Source organism: Haladaptatus sp. CMAA 1909, assembly GCF_043952005.1.
Taxonomy (GTDB): Archaea; Halobacteriota; Halobacteria; order Halobacteriales; family Haladaptataceae; genus Haladaptatus.
The window spans coordinates 312,416-335,901 of the sequence record NZ_JBIOAV010000002.1 but is presented as its reverse complement, the minus strand read 5'-3'; the positions used below and the strand labels follow the sequence as shown (position 1 = coordinate 335,901).

General features: G+C 50.3%; 22 protein-coding genes. 15 read left to right on the top strand and 7 right to left on the bottom strand.

The window, feature by feature from the left end:
- Positions 1-436: 436 nt before the first annotated feature.
- Positions 437-712, top strand: a complete 276-nt coding sequence (locus ACGYLY_RS19755; RefSeq protein WP_395284815.1) for a hypothetical protein — start codon at positions 437-439, stop codon at positions 710-712.
- Positions 713-1,234: 522 nt separating this feature from the next.
- Here ACGYLY_RS19755 and ACGYLY_RS19750 read toward each other — a convergent pair.
- Complete coding sequence (locus ACGYLY_RS19750; RefSeq protein WP_395284816.1) at positions 1,235-1,705, bottom strand: SprT-like domain-containing protein; 471 nt, start codon at positions 1,703-1,705, stop codon at positions 1,235-1,237.
- Between the two features lie 193 nt (positions 1,706-1,898).
- Here ACGYLY_RS19750 and ACGYLY_RS19745 point away from each other — a divergent pair, with 193 nt between their 5' ends.
- The 3 genes from ACGYLY_RS19745 to gvpH all read left to right on the top strand — a co-directional run bounded on the left by ACGYLY_RS19745 (position 1,899) and on the right by gvpH (position 3,123).
- The gene (locus ACGYLY_RS19745) at positions 1,899-2,105 is read left to right on the top strand and encodes a hypothetical protein (RefSeq protein ID WP_395284817.1); all 207 of its coding nucleotides are present in this window, start codon (positions 1,899-1,901) and stop codon (positions 2,103-2,105) included.
- 189 nt (positions 2,106-2,294) lie between these two features.
- Positions 2,295-2,525 carry a PRC-barrel domain containing protein gene (locus ACGYLY_RS19740; RefSeq protein WP_395284818.1) on the top strand — a complete coding sequence of 77 codons (231 nt, stop codon included), beginning with the start codon at positions 2,295-2,297 and terminating at the stop codon, positions 2,523-2,525.
- 94 nt (positions 2,526-2,619) lie between these two features.
- Entirely contained in the window at positions 2,620-3,123 is a 504-nt protein-coding gene (gene gvpH, locus ACGYLY_RS19735; RefSeq protein WP_395284819.1) for a gas vesicle protein GvpH, read from the top strand.
- A 159-nt stretch (positions 3,124-3,282) separates the two neighbouring features.
- On the opposite strand, the gene ACGYLY_RS19730 is transcribed toward gvpH, so the two are convergent.
- Positions 3,283-3,942, bottom strand: a complete 660-nt coding sequence (locus ACGYLY_RS19730) for a DJ-1/PfpI family protein (RefSeq protein WP_395284820.1) — start codon at positions 3,940-3,942, stop codon at positions 3,283-3,285.
- A gap of 298 nt (positions 3,943-4,240) precedes the next feature.
- Here ACGYLY_RS19730 and ACGYLY_RS19725 point away from each other — a divergent pair, with 298 nt between their 5' ends.
- The 5 genes from ACGYLY_RS19725 (at position 4,241) to ACGYLY_RS19705 (ending at position 9,879) form a co-directional block, all read left to right on the top strand.
- The gene (locus ACGYLY_RS19725) at positions 4,241-4,426 is read left to right on the top strand and encodes a hypothetical protein (RefSeq protein WP_395284821.1); all 186 of its coding nucleotides are present in this window, start codon (positions 4,241-4,243) and stop codon (positions 4,424-4,426) included.
- Positions 4,427-4,872: 446 nt separating this feature from the next.
- Positions 4,873-5,379, top strand: a complete 507-nt coding sequence (locus ACGYLY_RS19720; RefSeq protein WP_395284822.1) for an Lrp/AsnC family transcriptional regulator — start codon at positions 4,873-4,875, stop codon at positions 5,377-5,379.
- A gap of 456 nt (positions 5,380-5,835) precedes the next feature.
- Positions 5,836-6,267, top strand: coding sequence for an NAD-binding protein (locus tag ACGYLY_RS19715; RefSeq protein WP_395284823.1), 432 nt, complete (start codon positions 5,836-5,838; stop codon positions 6,265-6,267).
- Between the two features lie 75 nt (positions 6,268-6,342).
- The gene (locus ACGYLY_RS19710) at positions 6,343-8,550 is read left to right on the top strand and encodes an amino acid permease (RefSeq protein WP_395284824.1); all 2,208 of its coding nucleotides are present in this window, start codon (positions 6,343-6,345) and stop codon (positions 8,548-8,550) included.
- Positions 8,551-8,610: 60 nt separating this feature from the next.
- Complete coding sequence (locus ACGYLY_RS19705) at positions 8,611-9,879, top strand: cation:proton antiporter (protein WP_395284825.1); 1,269 nt, start codon at positions 8,611-8,613, stop codon at positions 9,877-9,879.
- 1,157 nt (positions 9,880-11,036) lie between these two features.
- Here the strand turns inward: ACGYLY_RS19705 and ACGYLY_RS19700 are convergent.
- Both ACGYLY_RS19700 and ACGYLY_RS19695 read right to left on the bottom strand, forming a co-directional pair.
- Positions 11,037-12,347 (bottom strand): PQQ-dependent sugar dehydrogenase, encoded by a 1,311-nt coding sequence (locus ACGYLY_RS19700; protein ID WP_395284827.1) that lies wholly within the window; start codon positions 12,345-12,347, stop codon positions 11,037-11,039.
- Between the two features lie 229 nt (positions 12,348-12,576).
- On the bottom strand, positions 12,577-13,761 hold the full coding sequence (locus ACGYLY_RS19695; protein ID WP_395284828.1) for a hypothetical protein: 1,185 nt from the start codon (positions 13,759-13,761) through the stop codon (positions 12,577-12,579).
- Between the two features lie 364 nt (positions 13,762-14,125).
- Between ACGYLY_RS19695 and ACGYLY_RS19690 the strand changes: the two genes are divergently transcribed.
- The 3 genes from ACGYLY_RS19690 to ACGYLY_RS19680 all read left to right on the top strand — a co-directional run bounded on the left by ACGYLY_RS19690 (position 14,126) and on the right by ACGYLY_RS19680 (position 17,405).
- A complete protein-coding gene (locus tag ACGYLY_RS19690; RefSeq protein ID WP_395284829.1) occupies positions 14,126-16,591 on the top strand; it encodes an alkaline phosphatase D family protein in 2,466 nt (821 codons plus the stop codon).
- Between the two features lie 41 nt (positions 16,592-16,632).
- Positions 16,633-16,980 (top strand): hypothetical protein, encoded by a 348-nt coding sequence (locus ACGYLY_RS19685; RefSeq protein ID WP_395284830.1) that lies wholly within the window; start codon positions 16,633-16,635, stop codon positions 16,978-16,980.
- A 242-nt stretch (positions 16,981-17,222) separates the two neighbouring features.
- The gene (locus ACGYLY_RS19680) at positions 17,223-17,405 is read left to right on the top strand and encodes a hypothetical protein (RefSeq protein WP_395291269.1); all 183 of its coding nucleotides are present in this window, start codon (positions 17,223-17,225) and stop codon (positions 17,403-17,405) included.
- A gap of 83 nt (positions 17,406-17,488) precedes the next feature.
- Here the strand turns inward: ACGYLY_RS19680 and ACGYLY_RS19675 are convergent, their stop codons facing one another.
- Entirely contained in the window at positions 17,489-17,680 is a 192-nt protein-coding gene (locus ACGYLY_RS19675) for a hypothetical protein (RefSeq protein WP_395284943.1), read from the bottom strand.
- Positions 17,681-17,764: 84 nt separating this feature from the next.
- The gene (locus ACGYLY_RS19670) at positions 17,765-19,075 is read right to left on the bottom strand and encodes an aspartate aminotransferase family protein (RefSeq protein ID WP_395284831.1); all 1,311 of its coding nucleotides are present in this window, start codon (positions 19,073-19,075) and stop codon (positions 17,765-17,767) included.
- A gap of 271 nt (positions 19,076-19,346) precedes the next feature.
- Between ACGYLY_RS19670 and ACGYLY_RS19665 the strand changes: the two genes are divergently transcribed.
- Complete coding sequence (locus ACGYLY_RS19665; protein ID WP_395284935.1) at positions 19,347-20,765, top strand: NAD-dependent succinate-semialdehyde dehydrogenase; 1,419 nt, start codon at positions 19,347-19,349, stop codon at positions 20,763-20,765.
- A 181-nt stretch (positions 20,766-20,946) separates the two neighbouring features.
- Positions 20,947-22,359: an APC family permease gene (locus ACGYLY_RS19660; protein ID WP_395284936.1), complete on the top strand. Its 1,413-nt coding sequence runs from the start codon at positions 20,947-20,949 to the stop codon at positions 22,357-22,359.
- A gap of 49 nt (positions 22,360-22,408) precedes the next feature.
- Here the strand turns inward: ACGYLY_RS19660 and ACGYLY_RS19655 are convergent, their stop codons facing one another.
- Positions 22,409-22,903 (bottom strand): Lrp/AsnC family transcriptional regulator, encoded by a 495-nt coding sequence (locus tag ACGYLY_RS19655; protein ID WP_395284832.1) that lies wholly within the window; start codon positions 22,901-22,903, stop codon positions 22,409-22,411.
- A 371-nt stretch (positions 22,904-23,274) separates the two neighbouring features.
- Between ACGYLY_RS19655 and ACGYLY_RS19650 the strand changes: the two genes are divergently transcribed.
- Complete coding sequence (locus tag ACGYLY_RS19650; RefSeq protein WP_395284833.1) at positions 23,275-23,475, top strand: DUF6920 family protein; 201 nt, start codon at positions 23,275-23,277, stop codon at positions 23,473-23,475.
- Positions 23,476-23,486 lie beyond the last annotated feature (11 nt).

Here is a 23,486-nt window from a genome sequence, read left to right as displayed (position 1 = left end):
CTAACCCATTGGCTAGCACTCGGCATACTAGTTCTGTGTCTTCTTTCTAATGAGCGTGTTGGCGACCCAGTTCTAAAACGTGGAGTGACAGCAGCCCGCAGGAAATCTATTTTCCCCCACGTTTGTCGAGCTGACACCGATTTTTGTGAGTAACTTGTTTACGCTCGACATGCAGAGGTTTGGTACTAGGTAGCTTACGCTCACTGGCTCAACGATTTACCGACCGAGGAAAATCAGTGGTTGGCGAAGGTATCTTGGCTTTCCCATGCTCGTTGGAACCTACAATTGGTGTAGTGAGATCGGTGTTTGCACCGCTCGTTCAGCAGTCTCGAATCTGTATTCGTTTTCCTTGAGACCGACTGACTCTCGATAAAAACAGAGGACAGTATTTCGAGGAATCCATAGCTCTATTGAAGACTATTCCATAGCAAAAATCATGAACGACATTGACTGGAATGCAGATGATGTCGAGCGACAAATTATGACGGCATCGGAGATCTCGGACATGGAGACCGCGACGACACAGCTGCTGGACACCGTTCAATGCATTAATCGCTGGGTAGACGAGCATCCCGAGCACGACCAGCTGTCGGTGTGGTCTCGTGAACTGCTTGAAGCGGCACTGTACATCCAAGGCGAATACCTGCATTCCCAGCAGCTGAATTACCAGCATCTGCAGGAAAAGATCGAGCAGTTCGAGTCATCCGAATAATCGTTGGTATCACCCGAAGATTGAGGGTAATTCACATGCTGTGTGTATTCACCGATTCAATATGCCCTCTACAGAAGAAACGTGTGCTCGGTGTGGGACTCGGATTGCGGACGATGATCCGCATGTCTGGTTAACAATTCAGGGAGTAAATTTGGGATATGAGCTCCTCGATGACGAACATCTGGTTTGCGAAAATTGCTATGACGACTACCGCGACTTCATCAACCAATCGCCATAGCAAAGGCAGGAAGTGATTAGCTAACTCTTCCCGATCGGAACCGACTGTCACAGGAGAACAGCCGATAACAGATAGTCCAGGGCGTCTCAATAGTTCTGTAGAAAAGAGACAGTAGTACCTCAATCAAGAACCAGTACTCCGCGAAAATCTTCCTCGTATCTGCTCCTTGTCGCGAGAACTACTTAAACGAGAATTAGTTAGGGGCCGTCGCCCTCCTCGACGCGGAACGACCCGCTGCACTTGCTACAGCTGTACTGCTCCGGGTTGCGTACTGTTTTCGAGCGTCAATACCGAGCAATCCGACCGCCGCAGTCCTCGCATACGAGCCACCACTTCGGCGATGTGAACCGCTCGCAGTGTTGCGAAGTATCGAGGCGATCCTTCCAACGGGTGAAGGTTGCGCCGTGGTCCGCGTCACCGAACTCGTGGTACTGCCAGGCGTGGATGAGTTCGTGCCGGACGGTTTCACTGAATTGCTCCCAGCCGTGTTGTTCGTAGGCCGTCCAGGTCAGCGCAATCGTGATTTCGCCCGTTGCAGGGTCATACTTCGTGACGCCTGCCTGTCGCTGTGCTCGGTGTGAAATCTCCCAATCGAGCTCTTCAACTGGCAGATCTGGGAAGTGTTCGGCGGCGACGTTCGTTGCGTGTTGCTGTGCTCGGTCGAGGAGGGCCGTCGGTGTCTCCGGTGTATCGTCGGTCGCAGCATCCGCGCTTTCCGTCAGCGTTCGCTGGTTGGTGATATCCGAGTACGTCAATTAGCGTGACATAAATCAAAAAGACTGAAGCGGTGGATAGTTCGGCAGTTCCTTGCGCCCCGTCCTCACGCACGGCCAACATGGGAAGTCACCGAGATCGTCGCAGTCACAACCTTCGGGTTCGGACTCATTGTCGTCCTCCGAGGGGAAGGCCTCAAGTGTCCCGTCGTCGGTTGCGTTTTCGACGGCGGCCATGTTTCTGGAAGACGTGCTCGATGACCTCGGTGAAGCAGATGGATACGAGGACATGGCGGCGGCGAAGATTCCGATGGGACTCTATGCTGACGCCTGCAACGGTGGGAGCGAACAAGAGCTTCTCAATACCACCGAAGATCTCATCGAACGACGGTTCTTTGAGTACGCGGGCTACGATGACGCAAACATTGTAGACGGGACATAAGAGAATGAGAGCTCCTATGGGGCCACTGGATACAAAAATTCCGTTAGGAGATTCCAAGGTTTCGTGGAACTCAACAGTTGAGTATCTAACAGAGTAGATAGTGCTACTCTATAAGCGATTCCACTCTCTTCGCTCAAGGCCACAATCATTATTGACTTGTTCGGTGCCTTTTCAAGTGAGGTATTCATAATGGTGAAATTCACCGACGAGGAGAAAGGAAAGGACGTGACAGATGCAGACGGCAACCAAGTCGGCATCGTTGCTGACGTGAAAGGCGACACCTTGTACGTCGACTTTGATCCAAGTTTCACGGACGAAATGAAACAGAAATTAGGGTTTGGCGACTCGGAGGGTACCCAAGCCATCGAGTCCCACCGAGTTAGTGCTGTCACTGACTCAGAGGTACAGCTGAAAACCTGAGAACGTAAAGTAGAGGTCCTAGCCAATGGCTTTATTTAATGCTGGATGCTATCGCATAGCGTAATAGACGACTTTTCAATAACAGTGAAAATCCATGAGTGGCGAAGACAACAATAAAGGCGACGAGGTAGACGTAAAGGTGCTAAAGGGGGATCGGTCACATGGATTCCGTCTGGATCTGGGGCTACAACCGCTATCAGATTTGCTTGGCAGTTTAATAGAGGTAAATGTGAGCGAATTGCCGCCCCCGGAGGACACATCTGACCGGATAACGAATGAAGAGGGTAAGAAAGGACGATACCCTACCGAAGCTGATCAACACCGTAAACAGAACGATCAGGACCGGATATCTGCACCGAAACAATGTCGGATTGACGCCCGCGTCGATGATGATATATTAGTCATCGTCGCTGACATCCCAAGTGCGACCGAGGACGATATTTCAGTTGGTATCGACCAAAGTACGAATAAACTCGTTATTGCCAGACACAATGCCGTTGTTGGGAGAGTCGAGATTCCATGGGAGTCGCCTGATGTAAGGCACGCTTGGTTCAATAACGGGGTTCTCGAAGTTCGAGTTCAACCCAAAGAAGAGTGACTTGTTTTGATGCAGAATGGGTCGTAGACCGATTGGTGACAAGGGCAGTAGGCGTTGTCTTGTGCATTTGAATTTCGAGCTTCCGGCATCACCTCTACAAGTATGAAACGCGGGTTCAGAGGTGAATCGAATCTGTGAACAGCTGTTTGTAAGCGATGACTACGAATCATCAACCACGAGTAGGTCGTCTTTCATGAGTTCCCACTGCTGATCGTACTCCATGATGTAGGCAACCTCCGTGATGAACTCCTCGTCGTATCCGAATCGAGATAGGAGATGAAAGCCCATCTCAATCCCGGACGAGATGCCCCCTGCAGTCATAATTCGACCAGTGTCGACGACTCGGTGCTCATCGATATCGGTATCTGGAGCGATTTCGGCGAGTCGTTCGATAGGGACTGTTTCTTCGCTCGGATCGCCGTGTTTTCGATTGGTAGCTTTCCGGTCATCGAGCAGCCCGATTTGGCCATAGATCCATGAGCCGGTGCAGACGCTCACGAGAAGCGTCTCGTCCGAAAGAGATTGGATGAACTCATGGAGGCGCTTGTTGTGGATCTCCCGTCGAGTACCGATCCCACCCGGAATGAGGAATGCATCCATCGTCGGGTTCTGATCGAGAGAATAGCGTGGTGTGACACGCATGTTCGCCGTCGTCTTAATCAGGCTTGCACTGTCCCCTATCAGAAAGACGTCCAGCTCAGGATCCATTCGCTGGGCAACGGCAAAAACGCCGACGGGAGCGGTGAAGTCGACGACTTCGACGCCATCGAACACGTAAATGCCGAGTCGTTTCGCTATCTCTGTGTCATTTTGTGCCATACAGTAGAGATAGTGGAGTCAACGTATTGGACGTGTTGTTGGTCAGTATCACTACAAAACTCGGTGGTATTTTAGAAAACAGCTGAAGCAGTGGTTAGTTCGGCAGCTCTTTTCGTCCCGTTTGCACGCATGGCCAGCATGGGAAACCACTGAGTCCATCACAGTCGCAGTCCCCTCAGAGGACTCGGAAACGCGAGTTCATGGCATTGTGCTGCTTTATGAGCTGGTATGTTCAAGGGGATAGACACGATTTGGGTCGGCAACAATCTTGATAAAAAATGATCCACATACTAGAGCCATGTACCGAGTTATCCTTGCCGAAGGTGAGATCACCTGCAATCGGTATGAAACCACCGAGAATGGTGTTGAACTCTATACCCAGAATGACGAGTTCATCGGGTTTGTCCCGTATTCAAGTTGCCATGCAATTCTCAATGAAGAGGTGTACGTAAGTGAAGATGAAGATCCTCGCTCCATCCTCTAATGTAGCGGTAGCCAATATTTTCGATATTAACGCGGTTGAATCGTTCTCTGGAATTCGAGTGACTCAACCAGTTTTAAATCTCAGGAGGCATAGCGGTGGACGTGATGCGGGCACGTGCAGGCCATCAGTTCCTCAGTCGCGTCATCGATTGAGACGGTGTACTGGTGGACTGCGGAGTTCTCGTGGCTCTCGGTGGTGATGTCGACGAGTTCGGGAGCATCGACGTCGAAGGCGAATTGTTCGGCCTGTGCGCGTTTCTGTGCCGCCTTAGTAGGATCTGAGTCGATGGGTAGTTCTTGTTCCTTTTTAGGGGAAATTCCCTAAATTACTGCATATGATTGCATGTGATTCATCTGCAGAAATGTCTATAAGTGAGATATTGCGAGCTCAGGAGAAAGTGGAATCTCATCAAAAGCTTCTTTCTACTCCCCAAGAAAATATACAACATGAAAAAGGGCGAACTGGATACGCTCGACAAATACATTTTATTTGCATTACAGGAGGATTCTCGTCATACCTCATCAGGGGATATTGCCGAGGCAATGGATGTCGCGTCAAGCACTGTCCGTAACCGGATCAATCTACTTGAGAAAGCTGGTATTATTCGTGGGTATGAAATCAACATTGACTATGAGAAAGCAGGATATAATCTATATTCACAGTTTGTTTGTACAGCTCCGATTCCCGAGCGTGAGGAACTAGCTCGTAAAGCCAGAAAGATACCGGGTGTTGTCAAAGTTCGGGAGGTAATGACTGGTGAACAGAACGTATATATCGGGGCTATCGGAGTGGACAAAGACGATCTGAGCGGGATTGGTCGGGATCTGGCGGAGCTTGGTCTAATTGTTGTTGACGAGGAACTCATTCACTCTGAGTATTCACATTCATTCCACAAGTTCAATTCGAAAGGAGAGTCCACACAAGATGAGGCTTCTGAGATTGAATCTCAATAAGATCCGATGCCGAACTACAGTATTTTGATATAGGAGCAAGAATCATAGAGTGCTCTTATGACTTGTAACTGAGCTTTTCTTCCTTGAAATTCCAATGGGCCACTTGATCGGTATTGCTAGCAGAGCGGCCGAGCTATAAAACTGATTTCGAACGATTGTTCGGTGAGAGTAGCTACTTTCGCAATAAGCCAGTCAAGATATAGGCGGGACTTTCATCCAATTATCTTATTAAAATAATATAAAATCAGTGTGTCATAACATTACCTACCCCAGTATGAATTTTGTGACCAAAGACATCTTCTTTGAGATACTAGGTTAAAACGATCTGGGAAAATTAGGGCGTCAATTTTGGCGCTCTGTCAAAATAACCGGTTGTTTTATGCTGTCACGACTACTACTGGCGGATAGGTACCACCCGTGGGGGAGCAAGGGTAGTACTACGGGAGAGATGATATCATGAGTACACAAAACTACACTGGGGCAACTACTGGACCCCCGATAAGAGGTCGAAAGGCATGCATCGTCAGTGAAGGTCACGTTGGACATTCTGTCGCAACTAGGCTATCCGCAATTGGTGTGCCAGTAACACTCGTTGATCCCTCACCACCGGTCGATCCGCCTCCCGGCCTGCAAGTTCACGAAGTGGCATCACTCGACGCAAACGCACTAATTGACGCAAATATCAATGAAGAAACAACCGTTCTAGCGGTTGGCCCGGAGGACAGCATGAACCTTTTCCTCGCACAATTAGTTCGAACTCGGTTTGACGTCGATCGTATCATTGCCCGCGTAAATGATCCGCGTCGGACAATTGCGTTTACCGATCTTGGTATCGAAGTTGTCGATGGTCCGGCAACCATTAGCCAGACAATCATTGATCGGTGGTAAGATGCGCGCTACATCTGCGTTCACCATCATTCGAACGAGACCAAGTGTATCAGATCGACCCATCCCAATCCGATCATGAAGAAGCTCGAACGAGATCTCGGCCTCGGTGCAGTGTTCGCCATCAGTGTGGGAGCGATGATCGGGAGTGGCATCTTTATCCTCCCGGCGTTAGCACTAAAAATCGCTGGACCCGCTGTAATTGCGGCATATTTGCTTGCGGGATTGTTGGTCGTTCCCGCTGCACTCTCTAAATCCGAAATGGCAACCGCGATGCCAGAGGCAGGTGGGACGTACATCTACATTGAACGGGGAATGGGACCACTGCTTGGAACAGTCGCTGGAATGGGAACATGGTTTTCTCTCGCATTCAAAAGTGCACTCGCTCTCGTTGGTGGAGTTCCATACTTGGTGTTGTTGTTCGATCTCCCCGTGAAACCGGTCGCGCTCGGTCTTGCGGCATTTCTCGTCCTCGTGAACCTGATTGGAGCGAAACAGACAGGAAGGCTCCAAGTTGCAATCGTGGTGATAATGCTCGCCGCATTGGGGTGGTTTGTGGCGGGCAGTGTAGGGAGTGTTCAACAAAGCCACTATACTCCATTCTTTATTGGTGGGTGGGAAGGGTTGCTTGCAGCGACTGGCCTTGTCTTCGTTTCCTATGCGGGCGTTACAAAGATTGCGAGTGTTGCCGAGGAAGTCAAGAACCCCGGTAAAAATATTCCACTTGGAATTCTGGGCTCTCTCACCTTTACGACCTTGTTGTATGTCGCTATCGTTGCGGTGATCGTCGGGGTAACGGAAGCAGGAGCCGTGGCCGGGTCACTAACCCCAGTGGCTGTTGCTGCCGAGGCAACCATTGGAACTGTTGGAGTGCTTGTAGTTGTCGTCGCGGCAGTACTAGCACTCGTGTCAACAGCCAACGCCGGTGTCCTCTCGTCGTCCAGATATCCGTTTGCGATGAGCCGTGACCAGCTAATTCCCTCATCGTTTACGACCGTTAGCGACCGATTCGGCACCCCAGTTCGAGCGATTACACTAACAGGAGTTGTGATTCTCGTCCTTATCGCCTTCGTTCCGATCCTCGAGATAGCCAAACTTGCGAGTGCATTCCAGATTCTGGTGTTCATTCTAGTGAATCTCGCCGTTATCGCATTTCGAGAGAGTGAAATCGAATATTCGCCAGTGTTTCGGTCGCCACTATATCCATGGATACAGGGATTCGGTGTTCTTAGCGGAATCGTGTTGCTCACACAGATGGGGTTCGTACCCCTTCTTGGAGCAATCAGCATCACTCTTTGCAGTGCTATCTGGTACATCGGATACGCCCGACCACGTGTCCAGCGTGAGGGTGCCGCCATGGACGTAATTCGCCGTCGAATTGGTGATGAAATCCTTGAGGAAACTGAGAGCCTCGTAGAGGGCGATGGCCCCGAGCAAACAGGTTCCGGAGATAAGAGTTCAGATCAAGTGTTAGTTGCACTTACACGAGAGACGAGTAGTGATCGAGAACACGCCCTGTTATGGTTAGCTGCCGATCTCGTTCGACCACACGATGGGCGAATACTCATCATTCGGTTTGACGAAGTTCCAGATCAAGCGCCGCTTGACTATGCGGCCGAGGTTCAATCTGCTGCCGATATCCGATTTGAGGAACAATCCACCGAACTTGCTGCTGGGTTCGACGTAGATGTTGAATACGGTGAAATTGTCAGCCATGACACGAAACATGCGATCGTCAATTATGCCACCCATCACGATGTGAACACCATCATCACCGAACATGAGCGTCTTCGGCTCCGCTCTCGGTTTCTTGGTGATCCCATCGACTGGGTTGTTCGGCATGCTCCATGCGATGTTCTGTTGGTCGAAAATAGAGGATATGACCGACCCCGGTCGATTCTCCTCGCAAGCGATGGAACTCCATATAACCCCATTTCGGTTGGTGTCGCTAATACAATCGCTGGCGAAACGGGGGGCACTGTTACCCTTCACTTTCCGATAGCTGAAAATCGGTCGGACCAGCGTCGAGATACGGTTCAAGAGTACCAAACGGAGATCGGGAATCTCCTCTCGAGACCAGTTCGTACGCACCTATTCCGAACTGATGGTGGTAGCAAGCCTGTCGAGGTTGACCTTGTAATTCGCCAAGGCGGGAGTAAACAGTTACTGCAGCGCCACACGCATCATTCGTATAGTGACATTGGTTGCACTGTAGTGAGCGTCTATCCATACCAGTCACAGCGTGCTGGCGCTTTTAGACGGATCGCTGAACGACTCCCCCTTTAGTGTCGGTCGAAGGGATGGACTGCCACATTGATTTTGACGGGTCGTAGCTGTCAAAAAGTAATGGTGGAAATCTACGTTGTAGGTGTAGTATTGGCTGGCTTCGTTATTCTTGCTGCTTCGATTTTGCCAGAGTTGCTCGCCGATCGTGCCGTTTCGATTCCTCTCTTGTATCTCGTAATCGGAGCAGTGGCGTTCTCGCTTCCACTTGGACTTCCAAATCCGGATCCAATAGCAAATGGAGCCATCGCTGAGAAGGTCACTGAATTCATCGTAATTGTTTCCTTGATGGGAGCAGGGCTCAAACTGGACCGACCGTTTTCATTTCAAACCTGGTCAACAACGTGGCGCTTGTTAGCCGTGACGATGCCGCTCACGATTGGTGGTGCAGTTTTTCTTGGATGGTGGGCACTTGGAATCGTTCCAGCGACTGCCGTTCTTCTTGGGGCCGTCGTCGCACCGACAGATCCCGTGTTAGCTTCGGATGTTCAAGTTGGGCCACCAGGCGAAGGTGAGAATGTTGTAGACGATCAATACAGCGGGCGAGAACACGAACATGAAGTCCGATTCGCTCTCACATCGGAAGCCGGTCTCAATGATGGATTAGCGTTTCCATTCACGTACGCCGCTATCCTCATCGCTGGATCCGGAATCGCTGGTACTGATTGGTTTGGAAAATGGATTCTCACGTATGTTGGATATAAAATAATAATAGGTACGCTCGCCGGGCTCTTCCTTGGATACTTGCTCGCAGAACTACTGTTTCGCTTTTCACCCACGACACGACTTGCCCAAGCAGTAGAAGGAGCTGAAGCACTTGGCGGGACTTTGTTGGTATATGGTTTGACAGAACTTCTCCAAGGATATGGTTTCATCGCGGTCTTCGTCGCTGCGTTAGTAATCAGACATCAAGAGCGGTCCCACGAGTACAATCAAGCCCTTCATGATTTTTCGGAAATGACAGAACGGTTGGCAATGGCTCTCCTGCTCGTTCTTTTCGGCGGAACACTTGTCACTGGGCTCCTTAATCCACTCGCGTGGGAAACGGTCATCGTAGGGTTGGTAATCATTTTTATCCTGCGACCAGTTGCAGGATTCATCGGCCTTATTGGAGCTTCAATCGAGAGTGACCAGCGTGCTACGATCGCGTTCTTTGGTATTCGCGGTGTCGGATCATTCTACTATCTTTCGTATGATTTGAATGAAGCGCAGTTTCCGGCGTCACGCCTCCTCTGGGCCCTTATCGGATTTGTTGTTCTAGTTTCTATTATCGTTCATGGAATCACTGCCACACCGGTCATGAAAATGCTCTCAAATCGAGGGGATGCATAGATAGTGAGTAGCTATGAAGAGTATTCATCGAGAACTTGGTGTGATTTCGATCATATTACGAGATCGATGGAGCCCATCGTCATTGTATTCGGTAGTAGATGAAGAGACTAACCGCAACAACACCAATTAGCACTAACCAGACTTCTATTTCAAAGAATAAGAGCTCGGAACCAGTTAGTGGAGGGTTGTCAAATAAAATCGCAAGACACAGAGCAGCAACGATAGTTATTGTTGGTGTGATAATGAGTGCTACTCCGATGATGAGAGCAGTTCGTACGTTTTTATCGTCAAGTATGCTCATTTGAGATCGTTGAGATTGGCCCGGAGTTCCTGTTCCTCACGACGTCACATGAGTGGATACGTATAGCTAATACTGGATATAGATACAAATATTCAATGCGTGAACTTGGGCAGACGTGATTTGGACACATGCAGACCATCAGTTCCGTAGTTACGTGGTCGATGGAGACAAAGTGGTATAGATTCCACTCTTCGATGCAAGGAGATTGGATATTCTGTCGGTCACCAGATGGACTTCGGAGGACAGAGTAGACCTCACGCCGAGGGACACTGAGGTTGGTCCATGTCTCTCCTGCGTCTATTGATCGGAACAGCCCCGAGCGTGTGGCTGCATAGACCGCTTCATCAAATTGGTGAATTCGAAGGACGTGCTCACTCTCGAGGACATGTGTGCTGTTGTCGAGTTCGTCTATTGGAGCTCAATAAACTCCATCGTTCGTACCAATTAGGAGCATACCCACTCTTCGATCGATAGAGACTTTATCATTCCACCGGTGGCTGGCGACAGTACGGAATAGACATCATCGAGATCCGGTTTGAGGTCGCTATCTACCGACTCGTCGATGCTAATACCTGAACGAAATCAATTGTGAATTCGATGGCGTGGTCACGAGGCATGGAAGATAGACTAGCCACCTACTTAGAGTCCTCCGCGTCAGTGAGCAACTCATTCGCTACCAATATCACGAACAGTCAGCACAGGCATCATTGCGCGCAGATAACGATACTCATTCACTGCTCGAATGAATTCCCTCTCTACACCGTCAACAGAAAATAGCGACTGTCGCCTCTCCATCACCGAGGTTATTCCCTCAACGCGAGAGGATCACTAGTAAAAGTAGTAAAGAGGTGTCTGACTAATCAGCAGGAATAAGGCGATAGAGACCACCATCATCGTTTCCGAACCCAAGAGCATACATCTCTCCGCGATCATCCATAGAGAATGAAAATAGTTGGTCCAGTTTTGACCTGTCAGTGTTGGCAATTTCGAGTACTTGTGGAGTCCATTGTCGGCCATTTTCGGATGGCGTCGCGACAAATAGGCGACCATTTGGCACCAAATCACCAAAGACATAGACCCCATTCAATTTCGGCAGTGCTGAACCACGATATACATATCCTCCAATCACCGAAACACCACTGATAGGTGCAGTAGAGTGCGGGTATTCAATAATAGGATCAATGAGGGGTTCGGCCGTGCCATTTCCCGTCGTTACCGCATCTGGACAACTGGCAGCACCGATGCAATGATTTCCCTCCTTGATTTTCCATCCGTAGTTTCCACCCTTCTTGACCAAGTCCACTTCTTCATAGCGTGTATCTCCAACGTCTCCGACGAAGAGATCAGTCCCGTCAAAGGACATTCGCCACGGATTTCGAAACCCCCAAGCATAGTGTTCATCAAGTCCACTCTCGCCAACGAGAGGGTTGTCATCGGGGATCGCGTAGTTCCGTCCGTCTTCCTGTCGATCGATATCGAGACGAAGAATGCTTCCAAGGAGGTTATGGTTCACGTCCTGTCCGTTGCTCTTGCTGCCTGAACCACCACCGTTTCCCCCACCATCGCCAACGGAGACATAAAGATATCCGTCAGGTCCAAACTTGATCCCCCCGCCATTGTGGTGATGATTTGGTTCCGGGATTTCTAGGATCGTTCGTTCAGAACCACGGAGCACATGTGTCCCATCCTTAGAGGCCCTGAATTCTGCAAGAACGAATGTATGGCTATAATCTGCGGGAGTCCCGGGTCGTCGAGGAGCACTATATCGAATAAATACTCGACGATCAGTGGCAAAGTTTGGGTGTAGAGTGATACCCAATACTCCTCTTTCCGTTCCATAGACGATCTCATCTTGCAGATCCAGAAACGGTTCTTCACGGAGACCATTCACCTCGTGAGTATAGACAACACCGACCTGATCAGCGATATAGCGGCGATTGGCATCAGGTGCAAATGCTATATCTAGTGGCGTTTGCATACCGGTGACTACTGTGTGGAGGCCAAGTGATGTGGGAAATGACTCCGTAGTTTGACCTTCTGACGATGGAGAGATCTGAGAATCGTATGAATTCTGACCAGAAGTAGAACCGATCAGTCGGAAAGAAGTCAAAACACCTACTCCACTACCGACAACTCCTTGTAAGAACTGTCTTCGATCAGGATTCATTGCTTATTCACATGTCCAATCGACTGCAATCGTATTCAGCCGTGAGGATCGTTCAAGTCACCCACTCACATTACAGAGAGGTAATACGAGCAACTCATGTTTTGGTGGGACGTTACTAGCAGTATCAAAGCAATTCGCTGATATCGATTGTTGAACCGGGACAGCCGACGCTTGCGGCGTTTCAGTCCTGCAAACTCCGACGATGAGATATCCTTTGCAGAAAGCTCCATTAATTATGGCGGGTTAGATGTGACAGTGACGACCACCACGATTTAACTATCAATATTCCACCCAGTACCCAGAAGGTGATCGCTAGAAGTGCGGAGAATATGTGCACTTCTGTGACCCAAAACGGAGTTGGAATCACATGTTGAACACCAGTAAGTAAAGGAGAGAGAATTGGGATATTGGTGCTATGATCGCCGAACACGCTACCCGTGTCTCCGAACTGATACGGCTGACCGAATGATTCATCGTATGGAACACGATCAGCTTCATATGGTAATGCAGGGACCTGATAGCTACTGACGACACTTCCATTTCGGGCAATTTCGACTACACGATTGTTTCGGCTGTCAGTAATCAACGTGTTCCCGTTCGGCAACCGGTCAGCGTCTCGTGGCCAATCGAGGCTGATTCCACTCGCCTCGTAGACTTCCCACACTTCCTCCCATTGGCCCGTTGATTCATTACGATGAAGTTCAACAACTCGGTTGTTTTCCGAGTCAGCAACGAGAACAGCTCCGTCCCCAAGCCAATGGGGATTGTGTTGCTTATTGAGTACTGTCGGATCTCGATTCTTGTTGATTACTTCGACAACCCCCTTCCCTCGTTCTATGATAATCAGCTGATTCGTGTTTCGCACCGAGACGAGGTATCGGCCAGGTCCAATACGATCAACATCGTTGATATGAAGCCAGTCAGTTGTCGTTGGATCTGGTGGTGCAGTATAATACTGACTCGCATTCCAGACCCAGGTTTGTTTTCCTGTGGATAGATTATAGCTATAAATACTCTCGTACTCCATATCGGCTACCAGCAATTCGCCGGACGGAAGCATTTCAGCATCGTGTACTTCACTGTCTTTTCGAGTCCGCACCGGGTAGCTCCACTGGTCATCGATTTTCTTTCCTGACTTTGGATCAATGAATCGAACACCCGTCCGTTTACACGGGGAGTCAAATTGACCACACTGCTGGTAAGGTCCATCGGCAAAAGTCGCTAATACAGATCCGTTTTTCAGATATGAAACACCTTGATAACTAATGGCGTTTCCGACACTCCATCGCCTATTTCCGTTATTCTCAAGCGCTGTAACGCTTCCACCCCAACCAGGTCCCTGGACACCGACAAGAACACTTGTATTGGTAGTTTGTGAAATTTTAGTCGTGTCCGGAGCGGTCGCCCAGCTCACACCAAGCGTTATTCCAAGTATTACTGTTCCGACTATTATGAGTAAAACTCCTGATTTAGCCGAGGTTGTATGACTCCATAGTTTCACCTTCCCCACCCGAGTGTGCTACTGTTCAATATTGCTATGTACTTGGTACTATCGGTAGTAACGGTCTTGTCCTCCCCTTAATGTGCCGTTTCTTTTATGGAAAATCCTCGCTCAAGGGATTTTCACTCTTGGAAAGCGACCTGTTCTACTTTCACATAAGATCGAGAACAGAATGGGCAATAACACTTTTGTAAAACACCATTGATTCATCTTTGGCGAATAGCCCTTGGGAGATCAGATATGCATATCTGAGGGTGATGGAGTATGGGGTTCGCTCATGAGTAAGAATAGAGAATCACCGGAAAACAGTGACGGAAAGCTGCTGAACCGACGGAGTATTTTGAAATCATCGATGGCCATTGGGGCAGGGATGACGAGCCTTTCTGGCAGGTCTTCAAAAATAGAAAGTCCCGTTTCGTGGGATACGCTTCGCAAGTCACGATTATATCCTGTTGGGTCTCTTCCTCGAGACGCGACCAGACAATGGATTGGACCTTCGTTTTGGGCTAATCGCCTTCAAGATTGGAGACTTCATGATGGTCGTGTCGAATGTTTGTGCGGAAAAAAGGGGTACGAAATCCGAACTGTAAACGTACTCACTCGGGAGATCGTCGCAGGACACCTCCCTGGTCATATTCAGGCTACAATTGGTATCGCCGGGAATGAGAATCAAAAGGGGTTTTGTGGATTCTTACTGGGTATCGGAAATGGGCAGTTGGACTACCGAGCTGCAGCGTTGGCCCAGCACGGATCCGGAGTTGGTGGTGGCATTCTTTGTACGCTAGATCGATCTGGTAAGCTTAGTTTCCGAGAGCATACAAACGAATCGAAACCCCTTGAATTCGCCGAATTACAAACAACAAAAGAATATTCAGAGTCGTCGCCTATAGTGGTCGGATCCCACGATGAGATCCAATTGTCCCTCGATATAATACCCGAAGAGTCCGGCTTTTTTACAGTCCAACTCATCGCCCACGATGCGTTCACCGAAGCGTTCCTCGGAAAGGCGATTATGCACCATGTACCTGATTCTCGCCTTCTCGGGGGTATCTCCCTCGTTTCCTCGCCAGAACCGAATCAATCAGGTACCCGCTGGTGGTTCCAAGATCTGCAGACCGGTGGTGAAAAGGTTGCTGCCTACCCAGATCGATCATTCGGTCCGATCGCTGGAACTCAGTATTCCGTCGATAGTGAACAGAAGGTACTACGACTTTCAGCACAATTTTTACCCATCGGGAGTGGCCATGATTTTGATCTTTTCCTGGAATACCGGCCTATTAGCACGGATCAAAAGTGGATGCGGAGCGCGAACACGGAATTACAATCAGGATACACGGCGCTGTTCCGTATAGACAACTGGGATTCGTCACATGAATGGGAATATCGAATAGTCTATGAACCAGACAAAGATACAGCATCGACATTCTCTGGTCGGATCCAAAAGGATCCCGGTCCGAACGCAGACGACTTCAGAATCGGGTTGTTCAGCTGTGCTGCACCTACCGCTCAAGGGTTGGAAGTTCACCGGAAGAATAGGGATTTCTTTGCCGACCAAGTGGGACGATACACGAACGAATATATCTATTTCCCGTACAATCAGCTAGTTCAAAACGCTCAGTCACAGAACGCGGACTTTTTAGTGTTTTCCGGTGACCAAATTTACCAAGACAACCCCACAGAAGTAACCGGTAAAGAGAATCCAACGTTAGATTACTTATACAAGTGGTATCTCTGGATATGGGCATTTCGAGATCTCGTTCGGGATATTCCATCCGTAGTGTTAGTTGATGATCACGACGTTTATCAACAAAATCTGTGGGGGGAAAGAGGAAAACAAGCTCCTCAAAATAACGCTCGTAAAGGAGGGTACGTTGGGAAAGGAGACTTCATCAACCTTGTTCAGCGAACACAGTGCAACCATAATCCTGATCCATTCGATCCAACTCCAGTCAAACGAGGAATCGATGTCTACTACACCTCATTCCTATATGGCGGGGTGGATTTTGCTCTCGTCGAAGATCGAAAGTTCAAGACCAATCCACCGAAGGGAAATGTTCTCAAGCAGTTAGATTTCGATGGTGTTCTTCTCGGTGAGCGTCAAAAGCAATTTTTACACGAATGGATAGCAAAACTCGACGACAACGCAGTGCCAATCTGTCTAAGCCAAAGTCTCTATGGATGCGTTGAGACCACCCCCGACGGTCTTCCGGCGATAGATTTGGATTCAAATGGATATCCGCCACGCCAGCGAGATGATGCCGTAAATATTTTACAAAAGGCAGGTGCATTGGTTCTCTCTGGTGATCGTCACCTTGCTTCACTCGTTCGCCATGGAGTCGATCGCCATATAGATGGGATGCTGGAGTTCAGTGCTCCTGCCTGTGCAGCAATTTACCAGCGGTGGTTCAATCCGAAATGGTCGCTCCGAAACGGAAGAAACCAGCCAAATACTGGCGACTTTACAGATATTTTTGGTAACAAAGTACGCGTCTTAGCCGTCGCTAACCCTAAAATCGACTTCAATACGTATCGTGACAACCGACATGAGCGTGGACAAGCAATCAGGGATCGAGATTTGAAACGTGAAGGGTATGGACTCGTTCGAGTCGATCACTCCGAGAATCAGTGTCTCATAGAGTGTTGGCCACGAGACGAAGACCCAACCAGTGATACAGCCACGCAATTCCCAGGTTGGCCCATTAGTTGTTCGTTCAATCGAATAAAGAGATCAGGTAGCAAATAGCAGGTTATTTTTCAATCCCTCTATCTTCGAACACCGAACTCGTGAACTTCCGCGAGAAGCGCGCCGAGAATCAGCAAGTCGAAGATAAGTACCTCGACGTCCTTGCGCATGTGAAGAACGTCGCCAAGACGAACGAGGTGATGGTCGCACAACTCGGATATCGCGAAGTCGCGACCCACTACGGCTGTGCGTACAAGAACGATGGCTATCGGGTGATGGAGGAGATGGCCGAACGTGTGCCCGGCGTAACCTACAAAGAATCGCGAACGCTGTCGGTGGACGATGCGATGGGTGTCGGTGGTCACCACATCGAGATCACGTTCGCCCATCCCGACCTTGCCGGGTGGATGCGTGCCCACGAAGCGAATGCGGAGAACGGAGGGCGCTGATTAGAGCGTTGTAATCACGGGGGTTCGCAGAACCCCCTCTCGAACTAAGCCACCACACGAGATTCACACCGCATTGCCGGTGAAACATGGTGGTACTAGTGTGTTGGTTACGGTGGAGTGCGTCTGTTTCTGCGGAACGGAGGGGGTCGCATTCGCGATCCCCCTCTATTACAACGGTGTAATTGACAAGTTCGAAGGGCCAGCATGGAAAGTTATTGTACGGTGGTTGAGTTATTGACAACATGAACGCAGACACCACAACAGGGCGTCTTCCGTCAAGGGTAGCATGGACGGTGGCAACCGTGTCTGTCGTTATCGGAATTGCCGTGTCAGAATATCTTGGGGCCGGTCTTGCTGGAAACGTACTTGCTACACTTGTTTTGATGGCTGTTTTGGCACTCGCGTACGAAGTCGTAGCGTCTTAAGTGACTGTCCGTCCCTGTTGACGCGCGTTCTATCAATCACAAAACCAGCAAACGATGCGGCAGCTGATTCTGCCCGCTCGTGCTCATGCATTGAGCGTGCCAGTCTCAACTTCTGCAAAGTACTTCGTCAAGGCACCAGCATCCGAGTCACGTAGGGGAACAAACGCAATCCAGTCGGAGTGGGCTTCGTGTTCGAGCCGAATCTCTACCTGCTCGGAAATCTCCGACACAAGCTCGGACTGCGATGTCTGTTCTTCGTCTTCGATCGGAGTCATCCAGACGCGATTGCCCATCTGCCGCTGCCCTCACTCGATAAGTGGCCAACAACTATTGGGTTGTTGAATGTATCACCGTTGATTTCAGGCAACGTTTTCAAGTGCCTTTCGAAGCGCTTCGACTGCGTCTCCAAGTTGATCGCGCGAAATTGTCAGCGGTGGCTGAAAACGCATGACGTTTTTGTAATATCCACCGACACCCATAACGACATTCGACTCTTCCCGAAGGAATTCACTAGTAGCGGAAGCAAGTTCACTGTCCGGCCGAGGGGCGATATTCTGCGGCCCCATCGTCCCGGGTTCGACGAGTTCGATGCCCTGCATCAACCCGAGACCACGCGTTTCACCAACCACATCGTAGTCAGCTTCGAGCGTTTCAAGCTTCGATGCGAGCCACTCGCCGTTTTGGTGTGCTTTCGTAATGATGCCGTCCTGCAGTTCATCGATAGTAGCCAGCGCGGCTGCGCATGCGACAGGGTTACCGCCGAATGTCGAAAGATGGTCACCAGCCTCGAATGCGTCTGCAACCTCTTTCGATGCGGTAAACGCACCAAGTGGGAGTCCGTTTGCGATTCCTTTCGCCTGTGTCAAGATATCCGGCTCGATATCGAAATGATTGCTTGCAAATAATTTTCCGGTACGCCCGTAGCCGGTCTGGACCTCATCTGCAATGAGAAGTGCACCGTGGTCGTGAGCGATCTCTTGGACACGTTTGAGCCATGCATCCGAGGGAACGATAATACCGGCTTCACCCATAACAGGTTCGACGACAACTGCCGCAAGGTCGCCGCTCGTGTGTGAACCAATTACTCGTTCGAGCTGGTCGGCACAGCTAGCGTCACACTGGGCGCCGTTACAACGGGGACATCGGTACGCGTACGGTGGCGCAGTATGAGAGACATCGTTGATCGTTGGGGCCATATCCTGTTTGTACGCCTTGTTTCCCGTGAGTGCAAGGCTTCCAAGCGTGCGCCCATGGAACCCCATCTCGAGTGCGATGATCTCCTTGGAACCGGTGTACTTTCGCGCGAGTTTGATCGCTCCTTCGACTGCTTCCGTCCCGGAGTTACAGAAGAAGCTCTTCTCCAAGTCCCCCGGTGTGATGTCAGCGATCGTTTCGGCGAGGTCAGCGACCGGTTCATTCGGGTGTACGTACGAACAACCGTGGATAAACTCTTCAAGCTGGGTTTTCGCAGCCTCGACGACAACTTCGTTTCCATGGCCGACGTTTGTCACCGAGATACCCGAAAACACGTCGAGATACTCGTTCCCATCGAAGTCTTCGAGGGTACAGCCAGATGCTCGCTTGACCGGGACGTTCAGCGACTTCCAGATGGGCATGACGTGGTCGTCGTAAGACGATTCGATCGACCGATTTGTCTTCTGTTTCTGCATTATATGATAATCGAGACTGAATCCTAATAAATTATTCCTAATGAGATACAGTCCAGAAATCACAGCTATTACTGGTCCATAAACAATAGGCAAATAGTGCTGCGAATCTTCGAATCTGGAATAAAGCAGAACGAATCAATTGGTATCCTCGACAATTCTCACTGCGATTCTAAACCAGACCAAGTCCCAAAATTTGATCAAAGATGGAATTCAGTTTCACTATTCTCCGAAAAGTGGAACACTTATCAGTAGGTGGCGAGACCGTTGGGCTATACGGGAGTCACAGCCCGTCCACCCCAATCAGACGAAAATGAGATCGATCAACCCAGCAACCGAAGATATCATCGAAACGTACGACGAACACGACGGGCCAACGGTCAGCGCCCGATTGGACAAGGCGTGGAAGGAATTCGAATCGTGGCAGACCAAGCCGATAGAACGTCGCGAAGCGCTGCTGGCGGATGTGGCTGACGTGCTGCGCGAGAACGCCGACGAGTACGCGACTCGGATGACCACCGAAATGGGGAAACCCATCGAACAGGCAGTTGCCGAGGTCAAAAAGTGTGCGTGGGTCTGTGAGTATTACGCTGAACACGCTGCAGAGTTCCTGCAGAACGATCAGATCGGTACCGTCCCAGGCTCAAAAACGTACGTTTCGTATGAGCCGATCGGGCCAGTCCTCGCAGTAATGCCGTGGAACTATCCATTTTGGCAGGTGTTAAGGTTCGCTGCGCCCCACATCACTGCAGGAAATGTTGCAGTACTCAAACATGCACCGAACGTCTTTGGCTGTGCACAAGCCATCGAATCAGTCTTCGAACGTGCTGGATACCCCAGCGGTGTTTTCACTTCTCTTCAAATTCCTGCCGAACGAGTGTCGACTCTCATCGAAGACGACCGAATCAAGGGGGTGAGCCTGACAGGCAGTACGCGGGCGGGGCGGGCGGTTGCGGAGACGAGCGGCCACGAACTCAAACCGACCGTACTCGAACTCGGGGGGAGCGACCCATTCATCGTGCTCGATGACGCGCCGATTGAACGTGCTGCCAAACAAGGGACCAAAGCTCGAACACAGAACAATGGACAGTCCTGTATTGCTGCCAAACGGTTTCTGGTACACGAAGCAGTCTACGATGAGTTCCTCGAACGGTTTACCGAGGAGATGAGAACACTTACGGTTGGAGATCCATCGAAAGCGCAAACTGATATCGGGCCTCAAGCACGAGCGGATCTGTTAGAGTCGCTCCATGAACAAGTTACACAGTCCGTCGAGTCTGGTGCAACACTTCACCTCGGAGGTAAACCGCTCGATCAGCCCGGTTACTATTATCCACCAACGATCCTCACCGATGTTCCGGATGATTCACCAGCAGTGACCGAGGAACTGTTCGGCCCGGTTGCCACCGTCCTCAAAGTCGAAACCGAACAGGAGGCAATTCGTGTGGCGAACGATACCCCATACGGACTCGGTGCAAGTATCTGGACGAGAGATACCGAGCGCGGCGAAGCACTCACCCAGAAGATCACCGCTGGCAACGTCTTTGTCAACCAAGTCGTCGCATCGGATCCACGAGTTCCATTCAGTGGTACGAAAGCTTCGGGCTACGGAACAGAACTCTCCCACCATGGAATCCAGGAATTCGTCACGAAAAAAACGATCTGGGTCGACAAGGCGTCAGACAGCGTCTAGGTATTGAAATCCGTTCTTCCAATCGCCTGTTTTAGTCCACTGCATCGAGAGAAAATCCACAGACATCGAGAGGTTCAGTTGACTAAGGTTCCCTAGAAGGAAATAATATTGGACTGTGTTTATGAATTTGAACGAAAATTGAACACAGAAAGATATATAGTGGGAAAGTTTGACTATGAGAGTGTCGCACATAACCATGACAAATGAACTTTCACGCGTCCTCTCGAAACGCGATGTGTTCGTACTCGCACTTGGCGCAATGATCGGATGGGGTTGGATCGTTCAGACAGGCTATTTCATCGACAAAAGCGGTGTCAATGGAGCGATATCGGCATTCGTTCTTGGCGGGTTCATGGTGGGTGTCGTTTCACTCATCTATGGAGAACTCGCATCGGCGATGCCTGTTGTCGGCGGAGAACACGCCTATAGCATGCGTGCCTTAGGACCAGCAGGCTCGTTTGCCTGCACGTGGGCGATTATTTTCGGCTACGTTAGCGTCGTCGCATTCGAAGCAGTTGCACTCCCGAGCGCACTTGCGTACATCGTCCCCGGGTTCAATGTCTTCCAACTGTGGACGGTCGCTGGTCAACCCGTCTACGCAACATGGGTTCTCACGGGGGTTGTTGGCTCGATAGTCGTTACTTACCTCAACTATCGGGGCGTCCGCCCAGCGGCGCAGTTCCAAGCGATTCTCGCGCTCATAATTACGCTTTCCGGTGTAACGCTCTTACTCGGAGCGCTGTTCAACGGGGGCTCACCATCGTCACCACCCTTCGCAAATGCCGGACTTGAGGGCGTGTTTACCGTGGCAATAATGACGCCATTCATGTTCGTTGGATTCGACGTGATCCCGCAGGCGGCGGGCGAAGCCGACGTTTCCCCGAAAACGCTCGGGGGACTTATCGTCCTCTCTGTAGCCTGTGCAGCCACGTTCTACATTGCAGTGATTTGGGCAGCAGGACAGGTTGCTTCAGGGACGACGCTCGTCGAGAGCTCACTCCCTGCTGCAACCGCGATGGAAATCGCCTTCAACAGCAAAATCATCGGACGGATCATGGCACTCGCCGGTCTTGCTGGTATCCTCACGAGTTGGAACGGCTTCGTGCTCGGTGCTAGCAGAGCGATTTATGCGCTCGCCGAGTCGAACATGTTGCCTGAATCTCTTGGGACGATCCACTCCGAACACAGCACCCCATCGACGGCAATCGTTCTCGTCGGAGTGCTCGCTGCACTCGCACCGCTGTTCGGCGAGCAGATGCTGGTGTGGATCGTGAACGCGGGTGGGCTCGGGATGGTAACGGCGTGGTTCCTCGTCGTCGTCTCCTTCCTGATCCTTCGATATCGCGACCCCGAACTCGACAGACCCTTCAAGCTCCCAGGTGGATACGTTGCCGGTGGACTGGGTTTGGTGTTGACCGTCTTCTTTATCGGTCTCTACCTTCCTGGGTCACCCTCGGCACTCACGTGGCCCTATGAATGGGCTATTGTAGCCATATGGTGTCTACTCGGCGCTGTTCTACTCACGATCGCTGGGGGGCTTCCTACGCAAAGGGAAGCAGATGCCCACATGAGCGTTCCCGACTTAGACGAGTAGCGTCCCGTCGAATTCAGCTTTCTTCAGTGGCCTTTGAGGTACGTCCTCGTTATGAGAGGTCCGGAAGAAGCGCGTCTTTTAGGCTCTCTATGTCGTAGTCGTTGAGTGGGTTTGACTCGTCCTTGATTGTCGTGATAACGAACTTCGAACTCGTCCTCGAGATTTCGTCTACTTCTTCGAATTCCGAGATGAGATCTTCGACCATTCCACGAGATGCAAGGTGCGAAACCAGAATGAAGTCAGTGTCACCGAGGGTGAAATACACTTGGTTAACGCCATTTACGTTACCGAGTTTGTCACCGACTTGTCTGTGGTACCCAGAGTCGTATTCGGCCCAGACTTCCGTGATGAGGGTGAGATTTAATCCTGCCTGTTCAAAGTCGATATCGAAGATTTCGTTCTTGATGATCCCCTCCTCTTGTAACTTCTCGAGACGATAGTGAACGGTTGATTTCGGAATTCTAGTCTCGTCGGCTATTTTGTCAGGGCTCCCCGATTCGAGTATCCCGATCGCTTTGAGAATTCGAAGATCCTTATCGTCCATAGAACTCAGTTAGAAGGGAATCAATATTATTGTTTTGTGTCCAACTAAATCACACCATCTCGGAACAGGTGATCCCTTTAGAGATATAATAATAAAGAGATACAACGTAACATCATAGGCAGTATCCTAACAACAGAACAACCGTTCTTTACAATATGCAAACACGTTGGCCCTGATTGCCACGCGCACGCAAAGAACGCACAACACTTAGATTGAACATTACCCGGATGACGCCAAGCTAGATTCGCTATACTGCTCCAGTTCCTCTTCGATATCCGATTCACGCCACCCAAACGGTGATAACACACTTGCCGCAGCACGAACCAACTGACCAGGCGCACGCCCCAACCCCAAATCCGCCGCACGCTCCAATGCCGCCACACTCCGTGTCGACTGCGTGTAGTCCTCCTTCTTCGACTGGATACTTTGACAATTATCAGGTTCGAAACGGGCTACGTATCCCGGTTGACGCCGAGGTGGAATGGAACTTACCGAATAGAGACGTAGCCTACTGGCGAGCAAGTATCGAGGAAATCGACTACAAACTAACCAGCAAGAGCAGCAATCGGTAGCAAATTAAGGA